The 20,820-nt window shown below is 67.5% G+C and carries 18 protein-coding genes and 1 pseudogene; 11 read left to right on the plus strand and 8 right to left on the minus strand.

Annotated features, from left to right (window positions below; all coding sequences use genetic code 11):
- Positions 1-23: 23 nt before the first annotated feature.
- The 4 genes and pseudogenes from DBO33_RS40025 to DBO33_RS40040 form a co-directional block, all read left to right on the plus strand.
- Positions 24-1,094, plus strand: a complete 1,071-nt coding sequence (locus DBO33_RS40025) for an ROK family protein (protein WP_107659658.1) — start codon at positions 24-26, stop codon at positions 1,092-1,094.
- The gene (locus DBO33_RS40030; RefSeq protein ID WP_107659659.1) at positions 1,091-2,248 is read left to right on the plus strand and encodes an N-acetylglucosamine-6-phosphate deacetylase; all 1,158 of its coding nucleotides are present in this window, start codon (positions 1,091-1,093) and stop codon (positions 2,246-2,248) included. The genes DBO33_RS40025 and DBO33_RS40030 overlap by 4 nt, the downstream gene beginning before the upstream one ends.
- Positions 2,245-3,198 (plus strand): hexose kinase, encoded by a 954-nt coding sequence (locus DBO33_RS40035; protein WP_107661005.1) that lies wholly within the window; start codon positions 2,245-2,247, stop codon positions 3,196-3,198. Before DBO33_RS40030 ends, DBO33_RS40035 begins: the two co-directional genes overlap by 4 nt.
- Positions 3,199-3,238: 40 nt before the next feature.
- Positions 3,239-3,949 (plus strand): annotated as a pseudogene (locus DBO33_RS40040) (class II fructose-bisphosphate aldolase); the annotation flags it as partial.
- Between the two features lie 13 nt (positions 3,950-3,962).
- Here DBO33_RS40040 and DBO33_RS44320 read toward each other — a convergent pair.
- The 6 genes from DBO33_RS44320 to DBO33_RS40070 all read right to left on the minus strand — a co-directional run bounded on the left by DBO33_RS44320 (position 3,963) and on the right by DBO33_RS40070 (position 9,491).
- A complete protein-coding gene (locus DBO33_RS44320; RefSeq protein ID WP_107659660.1) occupies positions 3,963-4,289 on the minus strand; it encodes a DUF3349 domain-containing protein in 327 nt (108 codons plus the stop codon).
- Between the two features lie 17 nt (positions 4,290-4,306).
- Entirely contained in the window at positions 4,307-4,642 is a 336-nt protein-coding gene (locus DBO33_RS40050) for a DUF3349 domain-containing protein (RefSeq protein WP_107659661.1), read from the minus strand.
- A gap of 10 nt (positions 4,643-4,652) precedes the next feature.
- Complete coding sequence (locus DBO33_RS40055; protein ID WP_107659662.1) at positions 4,653-4,937, minus strand: hypothetical protein; 285 nt, start codon at positions 4,935-4,937, stop codon at positions 4,653-4,655.
- Between the two features lie 13 nt (positions 4,938-4,950).
- Positions 4,951-6,249 carry an inorganic phosphate transporter gene (locus tag DBO33_RS40060; RefSeq protein WP_107659663.1) on the minus strand — a complete coding sequence of 433 codons (1,299 nt, stop codon included), beginning with the start codon at positions 6,247-6,249 and terminating at the stop codon, positions 4,951-4,953.
- Positions 6,250-6,341: 92 nt separating this feature from the next.
- The gene (locus tag DBO33_RS40065; protein WP_107661006.1) at positions 6,342-7,577 is read right to left on the minus strand and encodes a lipase family protein; all 1,236 of its coding nucleotides are present in this window, start codon (positions 7,575-7,577) and stop codon (positions 6,342-6,344) included.
- Between the two features lie 402 nt (positions 7,578-7,979).
- Positions 7,980-9,491 (minus strand): ATP-dependent DNA ligase, encoded by a 1,512-nt coding sequence (locus tag DBO33_RS40070; RefSeq protein WP_107659664.1) that lies wholly within the window; start codon positions 9,489-9,491, stop codon positions 7,980-7,982.
- A 93-nt stretch (positions 9,492-9,584) separates the two neighbouring features.
- Here DBO33_RS40070 and ramB point away from each other — a divergent pair, with 93 nt between their 5' ends.
- Entirely contained in the window at positions 9,585-10,991 is a 1,407-nt protein-coding gene (ramB, locus tag DBO33_RS40075) for an acetate metabolism transcriptional regulator RamB (RefSeq protein WP_107659665.1), read from the plus strand.
- 414 nt (positions 10,992-11,405) lie between these two features.
- Here the strand turns inward: ramB and DBO33_RS40080 are convergent, their stop codons facing one another.
- The gene (locus DBO33_RS40080; RefSeq protein ID WP_107659666.1) at positions 11,406-12,638 is read right to left on the minus strand and encodes an MFS transporter; all 1,233 of its coding nucleotides are present in this window, start codon (positions 12,636-12,638) and stop codon (positions 11,406-11,408) included.
- Positions 12,639-12,713: 75 nt separating this feature from the next.
- On the opposite strand from DBO33_RS40080, the gene DBO33_RS40085 reads away from it, so the two are divergent.
- Entirely contained in the window at positions 12,714-13,547 is an 834-nt protein-coding gene (locus DBO33_RS40085; RefSeq protein ID WP_234391297.1) for a TetR/AcrR family transcriptional regulator, read from the plus strand.
- A 224-nt stretch (positions 13,548-13,771) separates the two neighbouring features.
- On the opposite strand, the gene DBO33_RS40090 is transcribed toward DBO33_RS40085, so the two are convergent.
- Entirely contained in the window at positions 13,772-15,598 is a 1,827-nt protein-coding gene (locus DBO33_RS40090; RefSeq protein WP_107659667.1) for an acyl-CoA dehydrogenase, read from the minus strand.
- A 370-nt stretch (positions 15,599-15,968) separates the two neighbouring features.
- On the opposite strand from DBO33_RS40090, the gene urtA reads away from it, so the two are divergent.
- The 5 genes from urtA (at position 15,969) to urtE (ending at position 20,819) form a co-directional block, all read left to right on the plus strand.
- Positions 15,969-17,207 carry an urea ABC transporter substrate-binding protein gene (gene urtA, locus DBO33_RS40095; protein WP_107659668.1) on the plus strand — a complete coding sequence of 413 codons (1,239 nt, stop codon included), beginning with the start codon at positions 15,969-15,971 and terminating at the stop codon, positions 17,205-17,207.
- 72 nt (positions 17,208-17,279) lie between these two features.
- Positions 17,280-18,164, plus strand: a complete 885-nt coding sequence (urtB, locus tag DBO33_RS40100; protein WP_107659669.1) for an urea ABC transporter permease subunit UrtB — start codon at positions 17,280-17,282, stop codon at positions 18,162-18,164.
- Positions 18,161-19,309, plus strand: coding sequence for an urea ABC transporter permease subunit UrtC (urtC, locus tag DBO33_RS40105; RefSeq protein WP_107659670.1), 1,149 nt, complete (start codon positions 18,161-18,163; stop codon positions 19,307-19,309). Before urtB ends, urtC begins: the two co-directional genes overlap by 4 nt.
- Positions 19,306-20,127: an urea ABC transporter ATP-binding protein UrtD gene (gene urtD, locus DBO33_RS40110; RefSeq protein WP_107659671.1), complete on the plus strand. Its 822-nt coding sequence runs from the start codon at positions 19,306-19,308 to the stop codon at positions 20,125-20,127. Before urtC ends, urtD begins: the two co-directional genes overlap by 4 nt.
- Positions 20,127-20,819 (plus strand): urea ABC transporter ATP-binding subunit UrtE, encoded by a 693-nt coding sequence (urtE, locus tag DBO33_RS40115; protein WP_107659672.1) that lies wholly within the window; start codon positions 20,127-20,129, stop codon positions 20,817-20,819. The genes urtD and urtE overlap by 1 nt, the downstream gene beginning before the upstream one ends.
- The last annotated feature ends 1 nt before the right edge of the window (position 20,820 follow it).

Genomic DNA, 20,820 nt, shown 5'->3' on the forward strand with positions numbered 1-20,820 from the left:
AACCGGGAACTACTGTGCCAAGCATGGGAGTCGTGCAGGACCCGAGGGCCGTTGCCGAGAGCACGGCGTCCTCGACCAGTGCCGCCGGTGCCGCGGCCGGGACTGCCGGGTCGACCGCGGCGGCTCACCGCGGCGGCACAATGACGCGCCCGGTTGCGGCGACCCCGCAGCCGGGCGCGTTGGCCGAGGACGCACTGGTGCTCGGGCTCGATGTCGGCGGCACCACCATCAAGGGTGAGATCACCGATGCCGCGGGCCGGGTGCTTGCCGTCGGCACCGTCGCGACCCCGCAGGGCGAAACGGCCTTCGACGCGATGGGGGCGCTCGGCGATCAGTTGCTCGCCGAGCTGACCCCCGAACTGCGCGACCGGGTCGGCCGGGCCGCCGTCGTGCTGCCGGGCATCGTGGACACCGTCCGGTCGATCGCGGTGTTCAGCAGCAATGTCGGGTGGCGGGACGTGCGGGTCGGCGATCGGTTCGTCACCCGGTGGGGCATGCCGGTGCTCATCGAACACGATGTGGCCGTTGCGGGTTGGGCCGAATGGCGTTTCGGGGCCGGGCGCGGTTACGACAACGTGTGCGTGGTCATCCTCGGGACCGGCATCTCGGGCACCCTGTCCGTCGGCGGGCACCTGCTGCGCAGTTCGTACGGTCAGGTCGGCGAATACGGGCATATCCCGGTGCGCGCCGACGGCCTGCCGTGCTTGTGCGGCAACACCGGGTGCGTCGAAACCGTGGCTTCAGGGGCGGCGATCGCCCGTGCTTACACCCGTCGCACCGGTCGCGAGATCAGCGGTGCCGCAGAGGTATTCGCGCTGGTGGACACCGATACCGACGCCAAAGCGGTGCTCGGGGACGCGGTCGACGCGCTCGCCGACGGTCTGATCGGGATCGTGCACGCTGCTTGCCCCGAACTGATCATCCTCGGTGGTGGACTGGCGGGGGCGGGAGCCGCGCTCACCGATCCGCTGCATCAGGCGATTGCCGACCGGCTTCGGCTGTTCTCCGCTCCGCACGTGGTGCTGGGTGAATTCGGGGCTCGCGCCGGGTTGATGGGTGCCGCGCTGTTCGCCAGGCATGGGGCGCTCGCATGAGCGGGGCCGAGTCGACCATCCGGGGGCGCGTCGTTTCCGCGAGCGCACAGCTCGATGACGGCGTGGTCACCGTGGTCGACGATCGGATCAGTGCCGTGTTGCCGTTCACCGAGTGGGTTGCGGCGCATCCGGATTCGGCTGCGCCCGCCTTCTCCGGCACGGTGCTGCCCGGGCTGGTGGACATGCACAACCACGGTGGATTCGGACATCGGTTCGACACCGTCGACGCGGCGGAAGCGCGGGCGGCGGCGGAGTTCCATCATGCGAGCGGGTCTACGACCGTGGTGGCCAGCGTGGTCACGGCGGCCGCCGCGGACATGGTCGCGCAGACCGCTGTGCTGCGGGAACTGGCGGAAGACGGGTTGCTCGGCGGCATTCATGCCGAGGGGCCGTTTCTTTCGGAGGCGCGCTGCGGGGCGCAGGATCCCCGGTTCCTCCGCGATCCGGATCTCGAACTGACCGACCAGCTGCTCGCCGCAGGCGGTGGGCAGCTGCGGATGATGACGCTGGCGCCGGAGCGTTCCGGCTATGACGCTGTCGCGCAACGGCTTACCGATCACGACGTGGTCGTTGCGCTGGGGCACAGCAACGCCGACTACACGTCGTTCCTGAAAGCATTGCGGCCCACCGGGTTCGGCACCGTGGCCACTCATTTGGCGAACGGCATGCCGCCGCTGCATCACCGCGATTCCGGTCCGGTCGGCGCATCGCTGGTCGCCGCAGCCGCGGGGCACGCGGCGGTCGAGCTGATCGGGGACGGTGTGCATGTGGACCCCGGTTTCGCCGCGCTGGTTTTCGCGACCGCGCCGGGACGGGTCGCGCTGATCACCGATGCCATGCAGGCGGCCGGGCTGTCGGACGGCGAGTATCAACTCGGTCCGCAGTCCGTGACGGTGCGTCAAGGGGTCGCTCGGATCGCGAACGGTTCGATCGCGGGCGGCATCAGCACGTTGCTCGACTGCGTGGCGCGGGCGGTGCGCGACTCCGGCGTGTCACTGGCCGACGCGGTGCTCGCGGCCACCTCGACCCCGGCGGCCGCCCTTCGGCTACCCGACGTCGGCGACCTCCGTACGGGCTATTTTGCCGACCTTTTGATAGTTGATGAGACGCTCCGCTTGCGCCGGGTGCTCAGGCGAGGACAGTGGTTGTCGTGATCCTCACCGTGACGATGAACCCGGCCTACGACATGACCTACCGTGTCGAGCACTTCGAGCGCGGGCAGGCGCATCGGGTCCGCTCGGTCGAACAACGCATCGGCGGCAAGGGTATCAACGTCACCCGGGTGTTGAATCAGCTCGGAAAATACGCCAGGGCAACGGGTTTCGCCGATCACGCGTTCGCCGCCGCGGCCGAGCTGGAGATGCCCGTCGACTTCGTGCACGCCCTGCCCTGGGTACGGCGCACGGTGGTGATCAGCGAGTCCGAGGACGGCACCGCGACCGCGCTGTGGGAACCCGGCGCCAGGGTGTCCAATCCGCACGCCGCCGAACAGCTCGCGGTCCGCGTCGCGGGCATGCTGCCCGACATCGACGGCCTGGTCATCTCGGGCTCGCTGCCCGGCGGCATCGCCGATACCTTGCCCGCGGAGATCGCCCGCACCGCCATCGCGGCCGACGTGCCGACCATCTGCGATGTCGACGGCGAGGCGCTGCGCCTGGCCGCCCAGATCCCCGGCGTCATCCTGATGCCCAACGGCGACGAGCTGTACCGGCTCACCGGTATCAAGTCCGCCACCGCCGACGAAGTCGTCACCGCGGCGTTCCCGCTGATCGAGGCCGGCGTCCGCGCCGTCATCGCCACCCGGGGCGCCGACGGCATGGTCGCCGTCACCGCCGAGGGCGCCTGGTTCGCCACCCTGCCCGAGCCGCTGGCCGGAAACCCCACCGGCGCGGGCGATTCCGCCACCGCCGCGGTGATCGCCGCCCTCACCGCCGACACCGCCCCCGCCTGGCCCGCCATCCTCACCGACGCCGTCGCCACCTCCGCCGCGGCGGTCGTGATTCCCGTCGCCGGGGAGATCGACCGTTGCCTGCGCACCCGGATCGCGCCCACCGTCCGGGTCACCCAGCTGGACCTACCCACCCGCCAAGAAACCACCCCCTGAGTCCGATGCCGGGTGTGGTGAGCTTTCAGGAGATTTCGCTATGCCGCTGACACCCGTTTCCGCCTTGGTCGCCGCCGCCAGCCCGGGCGGGCTCGGTGCGTTCAATGTGATCACCCTCGAACATGCCGAAGCCATCGCCGCCGCCGCCGAGTCGGCGAAACGACCTGTCGTGCTGCAACTTTCGGAGAACACCGCGAACTACCACGGCAGCCTGGCCCCGCTGGCCCTGGCCTGCCTGCGCATCGCCGCGGACAGCACCGCCGACATCGCCGTCCACCTCGACCACGCCACCTCCGCCGAATTGATCCGCACCGCAGTAGATCTCGGCATCCGCTCGGTCATGTACGACGGCTCCACCCTCGACTACGCCGCCAACCTCGCCGCCACCGCCGATATCACCCGCTGGTGCCACGAGCGCGACGTGCACGTCGAAGCCGAACTCGGCGAAGTCGGCGGCAAAGACGGCGCCCACGCCCCCGGCGTCCGCACCGACCCAGACGAAGCCGTCGAATTCGTCGCCGCCACCGGCGTAGACGCCCTAGCCGTAGCCGTCGGCTCCTCGCACGCCATGCACACCCGCACCGCCACCCTCGACAACGACCTCATCGCCCACCTCGCCGCCAAGGTCCCCGTCCCCCTCGTCCTGCACGGCTCCTCCGGCGTCCCCGACGAAGGCCTGCGCGCCGCCGTCCAACACGGCATCACCAAGGTCAACATCGCCACCCGCCTCAACGTCCTCATGACCGAAGCCATCCGCACCACCCTCACCACCACCCCCACCCTCTCNGGGTGGGGTCCTCGGGGGCGGCGCCGTTCTGTGGCCAGGCGTGGGCTTCCAATCGCGTCTGCACGCGCGAAACGTCTGCCTCCGAGGGCATTTCGTTGGTGACCTTGGTGATCATCACTTGAATGTCGGTTTTGTCGGCGGGGAAATCACCGGAACCTGCTAGTTCGGCGGCGATTTGGCGGACCTCGTCGTCGGAGAGGCGGCGGCGGAGCAGGGCGAGCAGGGGGATGTAGTCGGCTTCCGGGACACCGTCCGGATAGCCGGCCCGCAGCCAGTCGATGATGGCGTTCAGGAAGGGTGGCATCGGTGAACGCTGCTTGCTCAGTCGAGGTCGGCGGGTGGGTCGGCGAGTGGCCAGCCGCCTGCCGCGAGGTGCGAGGCGACCCGGGCGACGTCCACCTCGTCCGGCTGTTCCTTCGCGACCCGCGCGATGGCGTCCTCGATCTCGGCGCGGGTGATCTCGCTGTTCGGGTTCTCCGCGGCCAGTTCCTCGGCGATCGCGACCACCTCGAAATCGGTGATATGCCGGTGCAGCACCGCGAACAAGGCGACATAGTCGGAGTGCGGGATGCCCTGTGGGTAGCCGGCCCGCAGCCAGCCGATGATGCGGCCGAGTACCTTCGGCCTGAGCTCTGCGGGTTTCGCTTGATCGGTCACATTGCGCCCTTCAGGACTGTCCGAACAGGTGAATGCCGAACCTCGCGGCGATGAAAGCCTTTGCCGTATAGAGGATCCCGGTGATGATCGCCGCGATGATCAGTCCGAAGCAGAGTAGCGCGACGGTCAGCGCGGGGTAGTTGCGTTGCGTCACCCGGCCGTCCGGGGTCACCGTCTCCGCCATCGACCAGAACCGGACGCCGACCGCGAAGACCATCGGCAACCCCGCCCCGAGTATCAGGCCGGCCAGCGCGACCTTCCACAGGGAGTTCAGATTGGTGATGAGCGTATGCACGTCCTACTCCTCTCTAAACCTGTGCCGACCGCGGCGACTTACCGGGTTCCGCCGTCGCGTTCCCGCCGGCACCGCCGGTCGGGGCCGAGTCGTTCGGGTCGCCCGATTCGTCCTGCTCGGCGGACTGCTCGTCCCGCGCCGCCTCGGCCTTCGCAACACTGGTCGGCGCGCCCGGCGTGTCACCCGGCCATTCGTTGACGTTGGTGGTGTCGACCGGATCCTTGCGGGAGCGCAGATAGATCAGCCCCGACAGTGCCAGCAGGATCGCGAATACCACCAGTACACCGGCCAACCCGCCGATGAAGTGCGCGATCGCCCAGCACACCGCGCCGGCCAGCCCGGCCAGCGGCAGCGTGAACAGCCAGGCGACCACCATGCGCCCCATCACGCCCCAGCGCACCTCGGCACCCTTGCCGAGTCCGGTACCCAGGATCGAGCCGGTCGCGGTCTGCGTGGTCGACAGCGGCAGCCCGAAGTGGGCAGAGGTGAGAATGATCGCCGCCGACGCGGATTCGGCGGCCAGCCCCTGCGGCGACTCGATCTCGACGAGCCCCTTGCCGAGGGTGCGGATGATCCGCCAGCCGCCGAGGTAGGTACCGGCCGCGATGGCGACGGCACAGGCGGCCATCACCCACAGCGGCATCTCGTCGTTCTTGGTGAGCGAGCCGTGCGCGACCAGCGCGAGGAAGATGACGCCCATCGTCTTCTGCGCGTCGTTGGTGCCGTGCGCCAGCGAGACCAGCGACGCCGAACCGATCTGGCCCCAGCGGAAACCCGTCTCCACCTTCGCCGGATCGGACTTCTTGGTGATGCGATAGACCAGCCAGGTGCCGATGGCCGACACCATCGCCGCGATGATCGGCGCGAGCACGGCGGGCAGAATGATCTTGGTGAGCACGCCGTCCGAGCCGGCCGCCCAGATCACGCCGCTGAAACCGAGCGCGGCGAGAGTGGCACCGATCAGGCCGCCGAACAGTGCGTGCGAGGAACTGGACGGCAGGCCGAACAGCCAGGTGAGCAAGTTCCAGAGAATGCCGCCGACCAGTCCGGCGAAGACGATGATCAGCAGATCATGCCCCTGCACGGCATCGAGGCGGACGATGCCCTTGGCCACGGTGGCGGCGACGGCGACCGAGAGAAAGGCGCCGATCAGATTGAGCACCGCGGACAACGCGACCGCGACGCGCGGCCGGAGCGCGCCAGTGGCGATCGAGGTCGCCATGGCGTTGGCGGTGTCATGGAAGCCGTTGGTGAAATCGAATGCGAGTGCCGTGACGATGACGATCAGGAGAACCAGTAATTCGACGGTCACGTGTCCAGTGTGCGGCACGGGTCAATATGATTGCCAGGTGGTTGCGGTTAACCGCGCGTCGCCGGTGCGATAAAGTTGGATCCTGTCCCCTATCAGCCGAATCGGGTGCAGCCGGGGGTCACCGGCGTACCGGCGAAGCGATCGTCTATCCAGGCATGAGTGCCGGGGATTCCGCTGGTACTGACGATAAAGTGTTCACCGGGATAAATCTGAAAATTCACCTGGGTACCGCCGCGGCACCAGTCGGCGTAGAGGTTCTCGGCCCCCGCCAGCGGCACCCAGAACTCGTTCAGACCGTGATACATGAACACCGGGACGGTCGGCGGCATGGCACCGAGCCGATTCTGCGCCAGGATCTCCCGAATGAACGGCAGTTCGGTCGGCGCCGCCGCATCGGTGAGCGCCTGCACCGGAATGGGCGCCACGATGCCGACGAACTCCTCGGCCGCCATGCAGAAATCCTTGCCGATGCGCGCCATGCGCCAGCCGTTGTCGTTCATCAGGTCGAGCATCTCCGGGTACTCCCGCGCCAACCCCAAGGTCGCGGCGAGGAACACCCCGGATGCGGCGTCGCGGCCGTTCATGGTGTCGAGCAACAGGGTGAAATCTGCGGGCACGCCACCGAACGCGGCGCCGACGAGATTGATCTCCGGGGCATACGCCGGCGCCAACTGCGCCGCCCACCCCGACGCGATGGCGCCGCCGGAATAGCCGGTGACCACGGTCGGCGCGTCCGGTGCCAGGCCGAGTTCCGGCGTCTGGACCGCGGCACGGATCGCATCGAGCACCGCATGCCCGGCCATCAGGCCCGCCGCGTATGCCTGACGCGGACCCTGATGATCGGGCACCAGCACCGCGTACCCCTTCGACAGCGGGATCTGCGCCTGCCACAGCTTGCTCGACACCATCCGCAGCTCATAGGACGGCGCGCACCGGTGCCCGAGTGAATCGATCGCCGGGTTCAAGCTCACCAGCGGACGAGGGCCGGGGCCGGGCCACGGGGCCGTCGGCAACAGCAGGGTGGCCACCACCGGGACCGGATTGCCCTTCGCGTCGGTGGAGCGGATCAGCAGCTCGGTCGAGGTCAGCGGGACCATCGTCACCCCGGTGCCGCCCGGACGCGACGTGAGTACCGTTCCGGGGTTGCGACTTTCGAAGCCGACCGGCGGCACATAGAACGGATCGCCCAGCGGCGTCGGCATGATCCCGGCGACTTCGCGGGACGGGAACAGCAATTCATCGAGCGGACTGGCATGCGAATTGACGCCCAGCACCGCGCCGAACGCCACCAGTACCGCAAGGGCAACGGCACACAGCCGCCCCGTCATCGCACCCACTTGACCCCGCTCCCGAAGCAGCAACCTGCCGAACCCCTGCAGTCTGACGTGGACCTACACCCCTGAGGAGCCCACACTTGCAGTGGCAGAGCAATCTTCGCACCGGCCGTTGCGAACCGCCCGATATCGGCCGGACTCCCGCGCGTCGCCGACGAACGAGCGTGGCTGCGATCGCCCTCGCGGTGCTCACCTCCCACCCGCGCGACAGCGCACGGGACGTGGCTGCGGCGAAGTGCGAGTGGGCGCTCCGCTACGTCCCGAGCGACGGGCACGTTGTGCGCGCAGCGCGGCGGACACTCCGCCATGCCCCCGCTGTGCGACCGGGTTCTGCGTGGAGGGCGCGGAACGCTCCCCACAGCGGTGGCGCACGGTGACGTCCCGTTCGACGACGGGCTACGGAAGAAGTGTGCGGACCGCGTCGATGGTGTCGGCTTCGGCGGGATCCTTGTCGGGGCGGTAGCGGACCACGCGGGCGAAGCGCAGCGCCACCCCGCCGGGATAGCGGGGGCTGACCTGGACTCCGTCGAGGGCGATCTCGACGACGAGTTCGGGCCACAGGTAGACGGTCTGCTCATCGCGGGCGCGTTCGTGCCGGGGGAACTCGGCCGTCTGCCATTGCAGCAGTGCGTCGGTCAGACCCTTGAAGGTCTTGCCGACCATGACGGGCTCGCCGGTTTCCGGGTCGCGAGCACCGAGGTGCAGGTTCGACAGGTAACCGGTGCGGCGCCCGTAGCCCCATTCCGCGCCGAGGACCAGCAGGTCGAGGGTGTGCGTCGGCTTGATCTTCTGCCAGGACCTTCCGCGCCTGCCCGCCGCGTAGGGCGCGGACAGCGATTTGATCATCACGCCCTCGTGGCCCGCCGCGAGCGCACCGTCGAAATACTCGGCGGCGGCTTCTTCATCGGGCCGGATCAGTGCGGGAATGCTCTGCGCGGCGGCTACTTTGGTGAGCGCGGCGCGGCGCTCGGACAGCGGGGCGTCGAGCAGGTCGGCACCGTCCAGGTGCAGGCAGTCGAAGAAGTACGGGTGCAGCAGCAGTTCCCTGGTGGAACTCACCTCGGCGAACCGGCTCATCGTCTCTTGAAAGGGCCGCGGCCGTCCGGCATCGGTGAGCGCGAGGGTCTCGCCGTCCAGCACGACACTGGTGCAATCGAGCCCGGCGACCAGCTCCACCAGTTCCGGCACGCCCGCGGTGATGTCGCGCAGTGTCCTGGTGAACACCCATACCCGCGAACCGTCGCGATGCACCTGGATCCGTGCGCCGTCCATCTTGATCTCGACGCTCACGTCGCCGTCGAACTCGGTCAACGCCTCGTCCAGCGAGGCGCCGGGCGAGGCGAGCATCGGCTGGATCGGCCGGCCCACCTCCAGCCGGAATTCGCTGAGTGCCTCGACACCGCCGGTCAGTGCGGCGATCGCGGTCACCGGCAGCCGCCCGGACAGCATGTACGCCCGGCGCACCAAGTCGACCGGCACTCCCGCGGCCACGGCGACGGCCTCACTGACGATCGCGGTGAGCGCCCCTTGGCGCAGCTCACCGGTGAGCAGGCGCAGCAGGAACGCCTGCTCGTCGGCGGTCGCGGCGGTCCAGAGTGCGGAGAGCAGAGCCTTGCGCCGGGCCGCCGATCCGGCACCTGAGGTCTCGGCCAGATCGCACAGTGCGGCATCGACCGCCGAAACCGTCAGCGTGGCAACGAGTGCCGGAGTAGTGTCCACCGCGGTGAGGGTGCGCCAGCCGGTGCCGATCCGTCCCTGTCGTAGCTCGCCGGATGCCCACGCGACCACCGGCGCGAGTTCGTCCGGCGCGGCGGCGGTCAACAACTCGGCGAAGGTGGCGATCTTCGTCTTGCGTGACCTGGTCGCGCGGACCGTCTCCGAAGCCTGGACGACATGCGAGAACAACACGAGTCGACGGTAACGCCTCCCTGTGACATATCGCTCAGCACTGCTGCTAATTCCCCATTGGCAGGCTTGCGAAAACGCCCATAAACTGGACGCATGGCCAAGACTTACGTCGGGGCGCGGCTTCGTCAGCTGCGGACCGAACGGGGGCTGAGCCAGGTCTCACTCGCCCAGAAGCTGGAGATCTCGGCGAGCTACCTCAATCAGATCGAACACGACGTGCGTCCGCTCACCGTTCCGGTGCTGCTGCGGATCAGCGAGGTGTTCGGCGTCGACGCGACCTTCTTCTCGTCCCAGGACGACACCCGGCTCATCGCCGAGCTGCAAGAGGTCGTGATGGACCAGGAGCTCGGCATCGAGGCCGACACCCAGGAGATCGCGGACATGGTGTCCGCGCATCCGAGCATGGCCCGTGCGCTGGTCAACATGCACAACCGCTACCGCAACACCTCCGCCCAGCTGGCCGCCGCCACCGAGGACCGGTTCTCCGACGGTTCCGGCAGCGCGGCGATCAGCAAGCCGCACGAGGAGGTGCGTGACTTCTTCTACCAGCGGCAGAATTACATCCACGAATTGGACACCGCCGCAGAGGAACTCACCGCCCGCATCCGGTTCCACGGCGGCGATGTGAACAGCGAGGTGGCGCGGATCCTGCGTTCGCACGACGTACGGATCGTGGAGCGCATCGACCTCGGCGAGGGCGTGCTGCACCGATACGACGAGCAGACGCAGCGGCTGGAGATCGCGCCGCACCTGTCCGGTGGTCAGCGCACGTTCAAGCTCGCCGCCGAGCTCGCCTACTTCGAATGCGGCGGGCTGCTCGAAAAGCTGGTCGAGGAGGGCAATTTCGCCTCCGAGGACACCCGCAAGCTGGCGATGCTCGGGCTGGCCAACTACTTCGCGGCGGCAACCGTATTGCCCTACACGCACTTTCACGAGGTCGCCGAAGACTTCCGCTACGACATCGAGCGGCTCTCCGCGTTCTTCACCCAGAGCTACGAGACCATCTGCCACCGGCTTTCGACCTTGCAGCGGCCGAAACTGCGCGGCGTCCCGTTCTCCTTCGTGCGGGTGGACCGGGCGGGCAATATGTCGAAGCGGCAGTCCGCCACCGGGTTCCACTTCTCTGCCAGCGGCGGCACCTGCCCGCTCTGGAACGTCTACGAGACCTTCGCCTACCCCGGCAAAATCATGACGCAGATCGCGCAGATGCCCGACGGCCGCAAATACCTGTGGGTCGCCCGCACGGTGGAGCGCCGGGCCACCCGCTACGGCCAGCCGAGCAAGACCTTCGCCATCGGCCTCGGCTGCGAGCTGCGCCACGCGGGCCGGGTGATCTACGCCGACGGCATCGACCTCGACGAAGTCCAAGCCACCCCCATCGGCGCGGGCTGCCGGGTCGGCGAGCGGCTCAACTGCCCGCAGCGGGCGTTCCCGCCGCTCGGCAAGGTCCTCGACATCAGCGAACACCGCAGCTCGGTGTCCCCGTACGTGCTGAAGTAGGCGTTGGACCGCGCGAGTCGACCCCAGACAATGACGAAGGCCGGCATCGTCTTTTGATGCCGGCCTAGTCAGGTAGCCGTGAACGGTTCCGGCCTAATCAGGCAGCCGCCAACGGTCCCGACCTAGCCAAGCGGCCGTCAACAATGCCGACCTAGCCAGGCGGCCGACAACAGTCCCGACCTAATCACGCAGCCGCAACGGTCCCGACCTCGTCAAGCGGACGCCAACAATGCCGACCTAGCCAGGCGGCCGACAACAGTCCCGACCTAATCACGCAGCCGCAACGGTCCCGACCTAGCCAGGCAGCCGCCAACAATGCTGACCTGACCAGGTGGCCGCCGACCACGCCGCCGACCAGCAGCGCTGCGACGAGGTGATCGGATCGGCAGAGTGGCCGTCAACTCCACCGAATACTCAGGCAGCCAATGTCTTTCGCTGAATCCGCAGACCCACCAGGGTCATCGCCAGCGCGGCGACGAGCAGGGCGGCCAGGGTCCAGGCGAGGGCGGAAAAGCCGTGGGGGGCAGCGGCGGCCGCTACCAGTGGGCCTGCGGTGGCGCCGACGTAGAAGCTGAACATTGCGACTGACATTGCGGCGGCGCGGGATTCGCCGCCTAGCTCGCCCGCGCTCTGCAAGACTGCGGGGGCGATGATGCCGAGTCCGCCGACGAGCACGGCCAGGAGGATCGTGAGCACCGCGAGGTGCGTGCCCTCGAAGGTGGCGGCCACCATGGCGGCGGTGGCGACCAGCACGCCGAGCACGATCTGGCTGTGCTTGGACAGTCGCGCCAGCGGCACGGCCAGCAGCGGCAGCGCCACCATCACCGGCAGTGCACCTGCGCGCAGCGTGAGCAGTTGGCCGGAGTCCGTGACCACACCGGTGAGTTCGAGCCCGGTGTAGATGCCGACCATCACCGCCATGCTCATCGCGCCCGCCACCAGCATCGGTAGCAGCGGCAGGATGCGCAGCACCGCGGGGATCGCGGCGTAGCTGTGCCGCAACGGCAGGCCTCGGCCGGTCGGGGCGTCGTCGAGCATCACGGCGCGCAATGCGAAGGCGAGCACCGCGAAAACGACTGCGGAGCCGAGGAATACGGTGCGCCACGGGAACGAGGCGACCACGGCCTGCGAAACGATCTGCGCGACAACGGTTGCGGCGAGGAACGAGGTGGCGATGGACATGGTCACCACCGCGCGGTGCGCGGGTGCGATGCGGGTGGCGACGTAGGCCATGATCGCGGGCGGAATGGATCCGACGACGAGGCCCTGCACGATGCGCAGCACCAGGGCGACCGGTGCGCTGAACGCCAGACCGGTCAACAGGGTGACCACTGCGGCGACCAGCATGCCGGTCATCAGCACCCGGCGATGCCCGTAGCGATCCGACAGCGGTCCGAACAGTACGAAGCCGCCCGCGTAGCCGAAGGCGAACGCGCTGATGATCCAGGTCATCACACCGGAGCCGACGTTCCAGTCGGCTTTCATGGCCGTGAACAGGGGAATCGGCACATACATCTGGCCGGTGGCGAGCAGTGCGGCGAGCACGAAGACGGGCAGGGTGCGCGCGGTGTGGGCGCGCGGGGAGGCGCTCGGGGTGGGCGCGGTGGCCGGAGTACCGGTCGTCAGCGGAAGGGTCGGCGTAGCCATGGGGACGACAGTAGGACTGCGGCTAGATGGTTGTCAACCAAATAGTTGGTTTAATGAGATGGTAAAGTCGGGACCATGACGGCCACGATGAAGCGCAGTGACGCGACGAAACAGGCGCTGCTGCGTGCCGCGCGTGACGAATTCGCCGAATACGGCCTGGCGGGCGCGCGTGTCGATCGCATCGCCGAGGCGGCGGGGGTGAACAAGGAACGCATCTACGGCCTGTTCGGCAGCAAGGACAAGCTCTTCGACGTGATCCTGATCGACACCATGCGCGAGTTCATGGACGTGGTCCAGCCGTTGACCGAGACCGACCCCGGCCGCTACGTCGGCAAGCTGTTCGACTACCACAACAACAACCCGCAACTGCTGCGGCTGCTGCTGTGGGAGGGCCTGCACCGCGGCGTCGACGCACACGACATCGACGGCTGGCGCGCCCAGCACTACGAGCAGAAATTCGACAGGGCCAGCGAACAATTCGGCGTCGAAGCCCAGTACGCGGGCCGATTGCTACTCGCCCTCTGCGGCATGTCCAACTGGAGCCTGGCCGTGCCGCAGACCACCCGCCTGCTGCTCGGCGACAACGCCGAGGACAAGGACGCGACCCGAGAGTTCATGCAGGAGTTCGCCAGGGCGGCGATGCGCAACTTCCCACCCGCCCCGGAGCAAGACGCAGCAGCGGAACCCACGCCGGTCAATGACTTGACCACCCCGGCGGACCAACCGACACGCGTCGACCGAGCAGCGCAGCGACTCCGCGACGCCCAAGCAGCAGCCGACGCGGCCCGCGACGAGCTGGCCGCCGCCCTACGCGCCGCGCACGCCGAAGGCACCAGCGCCAACCAACTGGCCCGCCAGGTCTCGGGCACCCTGTCCCGGCCAGTGGTGCTGAAACTGTTGGCGGAGTAGGCAGAACAACGGCAGATCGCCGCTGAGAAGACAGAGAGCGCTGCCACAACACGCCTCGCCCGAGGGCGGGCGCACGCCCAGAACGCGTACCCGACGAACAAAGCCGGGACGACGGACGCGCCGCCATACCCATGATCGCCCGACGACGGGCGAAGTCCGAACGACACAGCCGCCGAACACACCGGCGCCGGACGACGAGTAGGTCGCCCGGCGCCACCTGCGGGCTAGAAAGCCGCTTCGTCCAACTGCATGATGTCGTTGTCGATCGCGGCGATGACCGCCTTGTTCGCGGTCAACTCCGGCAGCACATTCTTCGCGAAGAAGCTTGCCGCAGCGACCTTTCCGGTATAGAACGCCCGATCCTTCTCCGACGCCTCGGAAGCCAGTGCGGCGGCCGCGATCTCGGCCTGCACCAGCAACCGCCAGCCGATGAGCAGGTCACCGACCGAGAGCAGGAAGCGCACCGAGCCGAGACCGACCTTGTACAGCTCGGCCGGATCCTGCTGACCCGCCATCAGGAAGCCGGTCAGTGTGGCCGCCATCGCCTGCACATCGGCCAATGCCGTACGCAGCAGCTCGCGTTCGGTCTCGAACCGCCCGCTCTTGGTGTCGAGGAACGCGGCGATCTGTCCGGTGACGTGCCCGATCGCTACGCCCTTGTCCCGAATGATCTTGCGGAAGAAGAAGTCCTGCGCCTGAATCGCGGTGGTGCCCTCGTAGAGCGAGTCGATCTTCGCGTCGCGGATGTACTGCTCGATCGGGTAGTCCTGCAAGTACCCCGAACCACCGAGGGTCTGCAGGGATTCGGTCAGGTACTGGTAGGCCCGCTCCGAGCCGACACCCTTGACGATCGGCAGCAGCAAATCGTCGACCCGATGCGCCAATTCGGCGTCCGCGCCCGAAACCAGCTCCGCCACATCGGGATTCTGATGCGCCGCCGTGTACAGATACACCGCGCGCAAGCCCTCGGCGTACGCCTTCTGCAGCGCCAGCGAGCGCCGCACGTCCGGGTGCCGGGTGATCGGCACGCGGGGCGCGGCCTTGTCGCTCATCTGGGTCAAGTCCGCACCCTGGATGCGCTGCTTGGCGTAGTCCAGCGCGTTCAGGTACCCGGTGGACAGCGTGCCGGTGGACTTGATGCCGACCACCATGCGCGCGTTCTCGATCACCTGGAACATCTGCGCGATGCCGTTGTGCACGTCACCGACCAGCCAGCCGACCGCGGGCACCTCGCCGCCGAAGGTCAGCTCACAGGTGGGCGAGGACTTCAGGCCCATCTTGTGCTCGACATTGGTCGCGTACACGCCGTTGCGGGCGCCGAGCTCGAGCGTCTCGGGATCGAACAGGAACTTCGGCACGTAGAACAGCGACAGGCCCTTGGTGCCCGGTCCCGCGCCTTCCGGGCGGGCGAGGACCAGGTGGAACATGTTTTCCGCGGTGTCGCCGACATCGCCGCCGGAGATGAACCGCTTGGTGCCCTCGATGTGCCAGGTACCGTCGGGCTGCTCGATCGCCTTGGTGCGGCCCGCGCCGACATCGGAGCCGGCGTCCGGCTCGGTCAGCACCATGGTGCCCTGCCAGCCGCGTTCGTAACCCTCGGTGGCCCAGCGCTGCTGCTGCTCGTTGCCGACGTTGTAGAGCACCGAACCCATCACCGGGCCCATGTTGAAGAAGCACGCCGCCGGGTTGGCACAGACGATCATCTCCTGGACGGCCCAGACCACCGCGGCGGGCGCGGGCGTGCCGCCCATGCCCTCGGGCAGGCCGAGCCTGCTCCAGTCGGCGTCGTGCGCGGCCGTGATGGACTTGCGCAGCGCGTCGGGCACCGAGATCGAGTAGGTGGCCGGGTCGAAGGCGATCGGATCGCGATCGGCCGCCGCGAAGGACTCCGCGATCGGCCCCTCGGCCAGCCGCTTCACCTCGGCCAGGATCTCGCGCACGGTGTCGGAGTCGAGATCGCCGTAGGCGCCAGTGTCGAGCAGCTTGTCCAGCCCGAATACCTCGAACAGATTGAACTCGATGTCTCGCACGTTCGCCTTGTAGTGGCCCACGACGGTCCTCCCAGGGTTTCGGCCGTTCTGACGATGTACAAACGCAGCCTGCCGTACCGCGGCGACGCTACGCAACCGTAAGCTCGGCGCCCCCTCACCGAGGTTCACCAGCCGGTAACCGCAAACGTTCACACGGACGAAACAGACGAAATGGACTCGTCACCGAGAGATATTCCGGCGCAACAACTTCTGTCTAACGTTCGCTGCACGAATACACCCGCTGTATACACCCCCGGCGACAGCCCTGACCGGTGCGAAAGCGGAGGTATTCGCCGCGGTGCACGCCGTGCCGCCGAATTACCTGATGCAGTGAGAAGGGTCCCGCCCCATGTCAGATACCCGTGCCATCCCTCGATCCCGCTCCCGGCGCATGGTCGAAACGGTGGCCCTTCCCGCCGCGGTCGCGCTCGCCGGATTGTTGCTGACCGCCTGCGGCGCCAAAGACGACGCAGGCACCACCGGTTCGAACGCCGCCTCCTGCGTCGATACGTCGAAGGATTCGATCAAGGTCGGCTCGCTGCACTCGCTGTCGGGCACCATGGCGATCTCCGAGGTCACCGTCGCCAACTCGACCAAGCTGGCAGTCGACCAGATCAACGCCGCGGGCGGGGTGCTCGGCAAGAAGATCGAGCTGGTGCTCGAGGACGGCGCGTCGGACCCGAAGACCTTCGCCGAGAAGGCGGAGAAGCTCATCAGCGCCGACTGCGTGGCGGCGGTGTTCGGCGGCTGGACCTCGTCGAGCCGCAAGGCGATGAAACCGAAGTTCGAGAGCCTGAACTCGCTGCTCTACTACCCGGTGCAGTACGAGGGCCTGGAGGACAGCAAGAACATCTTCTACACCGGCGCGACCACGAATCAGCAGATCATCCCGGCGCTGGATTACTTGAAGCAGAAGGGCATTACCTCTCTTTACCTGGTCGGCTCCGACTATGTCTTCCCGCAGACCGCGAACCGCGAGATCAAGGCGTACGCGAAGGCCAACGGCATCGAGATCAAGGGCGAGGACTACACGCCGCTGGGCTCGACCGACTTCTCCACCATCGTGAACAAGGTGCGTAATGCCAAGGCGGGCGCGGTGTTCAACACATTGAACGGCGACTCCAATGTGGCGTTCTTCCGCGAATACACCAACGCGGGCCTGAAAGCCGCTGAGATGCCGGTGGTTTCGGTGTCCATCGCCGAGGAAGAGGTCGCGGGCATCGGCGCGCAGAACATCGCGGGCCAGCTGACCGCGTGGAATTACTACCAGACCGTCGACAGCCCGGTGAACAAGAAGTTCGTCGCGGATTACAAGGCCGCGTTCGGCGCGGACAAGCCTACCTCGGACCCGATGGAGGCCGCCTACGCCTCGGTCTTCCTGTGGAAGAACACCGTGGAGAAGGCGAAGTCGTTCCAGGTAGCCGATATTCAGGCCGCGGCCGACGGCGTGAGCTTCGAGGCGCCCGAAGGCCTGGTCACTCTAGACGGCTCGAACCATCACATCACCAAGACCGCCCGGATCGGCGAGATCCGGCCGGACGGGCTCATCTACACGGTGTGGGACTCGGGTAAGGCGATCACGCCCGACCCGTACCTGAAGTCCTACGAATGGGCCAAGGGCCTCAAGTAATTCGCCCGATCGGTGTGGGGTGGCCGCGGTCTCGCGGCCACCCCACACCGGCCCGATATCCGAGGAGTCCGGATGGACGTCGTGATCGGTCAGCTCTTCACGGGGCTGAGTCTGGGATCAATTCTGTTGCTCGCCGCGCTGGGCCTCTCGCTGACCTTCGGTCAGATGGGCGTGATCAATATGGCGCACGGCGAGTTCATCATGGCCGGGTGCTACACGACTTATGTTGTGCAGAAGGTCATTTCGTCGGCGGGCGTGTCACTGGTGGTGTCGCTGCTGGTCGGTTTTCTGGTCGGCGGGCTGCTGGGCGCGGCGCTGGAGATGGGCCTGATCCGCTGGATGTACGACCGGCCGCTGGATACCTTGCTGGTCACCTTCGGTGTCGGGTTGGTGCTGCAACAGCTCGCCCGTGATCTTTTCGGTGCGCCGGCCAAGAATGTCATCGCGCCGGAATGGCTCAGCGGCGGTGTCACCATTCTGGGCGCCGTGGTGCCGAAGAGCCGCATCTTCATTCTCGTGCTCGCCGTGGCCGCGGTGATCACGCTGGCGACCGTGATGAAGACGACGCCGATGGGGCGTCGCATCCGGGCGGTCGTGCAGAACCGGGGGTTGGCTGAAACCAGCGGCGTATCAAGCCGTTTCACGGACATCAGCACCTTCTTCATCGGGTCGGGCCTGGCGGGGGTGGCCGGTGTCGCGCTCACCCTCATCGGTTCGACCAGTCCGACCATCGGACAGAGCTATCTGATCGACGCGTTCCTGGTCGTGGTGATCGGCGGGCTCGGCCAGATCAAGGGCACGGTGATCGCGGCGTTCGCGCTAGGCCTGCTCAACTCCTACATCGAATACTCGACCACCGCGTCGATCGCGAAGGTCATCGTGTTCGTCGTCATCGTCATCTTCCTGCAGGTGCGTCCACAGGGCCTGTTCACTGTCCGGACAAGGAGTTTGGCATGACCACGCTGGTAGCACGGTGGCGCGCACACTCGACACTGACCGCACTGGGCGGCTTCGGCTTCGCCGCCATTCTGTTGTTCGCGGTGGCGCCCGCGGTGCTCAGTGACTTCCGGTTGAACCTGCTCGCCAAGTTCCTCTGCTTCGCCATTGTGGCGGTCGGCATCGGATTGGCTTGGGGCCGAGGCGGCATGCTGACGCTGGGGCAAGGCGTGTTCTTCGGTATCGGCGCCTACATCATGGCGATGCATCTGCAGATGGCCGATGCCGCGCGGCTGGGCAACGAGGTGCCGGAGTTCATGGAGATCTCCGGCATTCGCGAATTGCCTTCGTTCTGGCAGCCTTTCGCGTCCGCACCGGTGGCGCTGATCGGCATTCTGGTGCTGCCCGCGCTGGTGGCGGCGGTGCTCGGATACGGCGTGTTCAAGCGGCGGGTCAAGGGCGCCTACTTCGCCATCCTCAGCCAGGCGCTGGCCGCGGCGCTGGCGATCCTGCTCACCGGGCAGCAGGCCATCGGCGGATTCACCGGGCTGTCGGACTTCCGGGCCTTCTTCGGATTCAAGCTGTCCGATCCGGTGAACCGGAAGATGCTGTTCTTCATCGCGGCGGGCACGCTGCTGGTGGTGGTCGCGCTGGTGCGGCAGCTGATGCGCAGCCGGTACGGCGAGTTGCTGGTGGCGGTGCGTGATCAGGAGGAGCGGGTGCGTTTCCTCGGGTACGACCCGGCCAACGTCAAGATCGTCGCGTACGTGGTGGCGGCGTTCTTCGCCGGTATCGCCGGTGCGCTGTTCACCCCGATCGTCGGCATCATCTCGCCCGCCGATATCGGCGTGGTGCCCTCCATCGCTTTCCTGATCGGCGTCGCGATCGGCGGCCGGACCACCCTGCTCGGCCCGGTACTCGGCGCGATCGGTGTGGCCTGGGCGCAGACCGCGTTCTCCGAAGAGTTCCCGTCCGGGTGGACGTATCTGCAAGGCGTGCTGTTCATCGTGGTGATCGGCTTCATCCCGGCCGGGCTGGCGGGCGTCTGGCCGATGCTGAAGGGCTTCCTGGACAACAGGTTTCGCCGAGCTCAGCCAGCAGTGGCCATACCGGCGGTCGTCGAACCGCAGCCCGAGATCGAGCCGGAAAAGGTGGAAACCCGATGACCACACCCGAGCCGAAACCCGGCGGCAATGCCGGCATGTCGAGCGAGTACCTCGAAATCCGGGGCCTGTCGGTGAGTTTCGACGGCTTCAAGGCGGTCTCCGACGTCGACCTCACTGTGCTGCAAGGTGATCTGCGTTTTCTGATCGGCCCCAACGGCGCGGGCAAGACCACGCTCATCGACGCGATCACCGGCCTGGTCCCGGCGACCGGATCGGCGCAGAAGACCGGCGTCGAACTGCTCGGCAAGAAGGTGCACCAGATCGCCAGGCTCGGCATCGGCCGCACCTTCCAGACGGCGAGCGTGTTCGAGCAGCTCAGCGTGCTGCAGAATCTCGACATCGCCGCGGGCGCGGGCCGCTCGGCGCGCACCATGCTGCGCCGCCGCAAGTCGGTGCTGCCCGCCATCGAGGAGGTGCTGGAGATCACCGGCCTCGGCGACCTGCGCGACAAGCCCGCGGGTGTGCTCGCGCACGGTCAGAAGCAGTGGCTGGAGATCGGCATGCTGCTGGTGCAGAACGCGTCGGTGCTGCTGCTCGACGAGCCGGTCGCGGGCATGAGCGCCGAGGAGCGGGAAGAGACCGGAAACCTGTTGCGCCGCATCGGCGGTGCGCGCATCGTCGTCGTGGTCGAGCACGACATGGACTTCATGCGCGCCTTCGCCAGCTCGGTGACCGTGCTGGCCGGCGGCAAGGTACTCAGCGAGGGCACCGTCGAACAGGTGCAGGCGGATCCCAAGGTGCAGCAGGTGTATCTCGGCACGGCCGCCGCGATCGGGACCGCGCTGGCAGACCCGGCCACGGTGAAGGAGTCCGTCTGATGCTCGAGCTCATCGATATCCATTCCGGTTACGGCCGGACCGAGGTGATCCACGGTGTGTCGGTGACCGTTCCGGATGACAGCGTGGTGGCCATCATGGGGCACAACGGCGCGGGCAAGACGACGCTGCTGCGCACCGCGGTCGGGCTGATCGGCGCCAAGTCGGGTCAGATCAGACTCGATGGCGAGACGATCACCAAACTGTCTCCGTCGCGGCGGGTCCGGCGCGGAGTCGCGTATGTGCCGCAGGGGCAGCAGAGTTTTCCACAGTTGACCACGGCGGAGAATCTGCAGGTGGTCGCCGACGGCCGCAAGCGCGGCAAGGCGTTGATCGACGAATCGCTGGACCTGTTTCCCGCGCTGCGGGAACTGCTGGGCCGCAAGGCCGGTCTGCTCTCCGGCGGGCAGCGTCAGCAGTTGGCGATCGCCCGTGCGCTGATCACCGAGCCGCGGCTGCTCATCCTCGACGAACCCACCGAGGGCATCCAGCCGTCCGTGGTGGCCGAAATCGAGCGCACCATCATCGATTTGACCCAGCGCGGTGGGTTGAGCGTGCTGCTGGTCGAGCAGCACATCGGCTTCGCACTACAGGCGGCGCAACGCTATTACATCTTGGCCGCCGGTCGGGTCACCGCAACGGGTGCGGGCGGCGCGGGCGCGGAGACCGCGGTTCGCTCGGCGATGGCGATCTGAG

This window comes from Nocardia suismassiliense (assembly GCF_900269665.1).
Taxonomy (GTDB): Bacteria; Actinomycetota; Actinomycetes; order Mycobacteriales; family Mycobacteriaceae; genus Nocardia; species Nocardia suismassiliense.

Bases quoted from the DNA above. Each gene is read 5' to 3' on its own strand.
- DBO33_RS40025 (WP_107659658.1), top strand. From the start codon at position 24: ATGGGAGTCGTGCAGGACCCGAGGGCCGTTGCCGAGAGCACGGCGTCC.
- DBO33_RS40030 (WP_107659659.1), top strand. From the start codon at position 1,091: ATGAGCGGGGCCGAGTCGACCATCCGGGGGCGCGTCGTTTCCGCGAGC.
- DBO33_RS40065 (WP_107661006.1), bottom strand. From the start codon at position 7,577: ATGACGGGGCGGCTGTGTGCCGTTGCCCTTGCGGTACTGGTGGCGTTC.
- ramB (WP_107659665.1), top strand. From the start codon at position 9,585: ATGGCCAAGACTTACGTCGGGGCGCGGCTTCGTCAGCTGCGGACCGAA.
- DBO33_RS40080 (WP_107659666.1), bottom strand. From the start codon at position 12,638: ATGGCTACGCCGACCCTTCCGCTGACGACCGGTACTCCGGCCACCGCG.
- DBO33_RS40085 (WP_234391297.1), top strand. From the start codon at position 12,714: ATGACGGCCACGATGAAGCGCAGTGACGCGACGAAACAGGCGCTGCTG.
- urtA (WP_107659668.1), top strand. From the start codon at position 15,969: ATGGTCGAAACGGTGGCCCTTCCCGCCGCGGTCGCGCTCGCCGGATTG.
- urtB (WP_107659669.1), top strand. From the start codon at position 17,280: ATGGACGTCGTGATCGGTCAGCTCTTCACGGGGCTGAGTCTGGGATCA.
- urtC (WP_107659670.1), top strand. From the start codon at position 18,161: ATGACCACGCTGGTAGCACGGTGGCGCGCACACTCGACACTGACCGCA.
- urtD (WP_107659671.1), top strand. From the start codon at position 19,306: ATGACCACACCCGAGCCGAAACCCGGCGGCAATGCCGGCATGTCGAGC.
- urtE (WP_107659672.1), top strand. From the start codon at position 20,127: ATGCTCGAGCTCATCGATATCCATTCCGGTTACGGCCGGACCGAGGTG.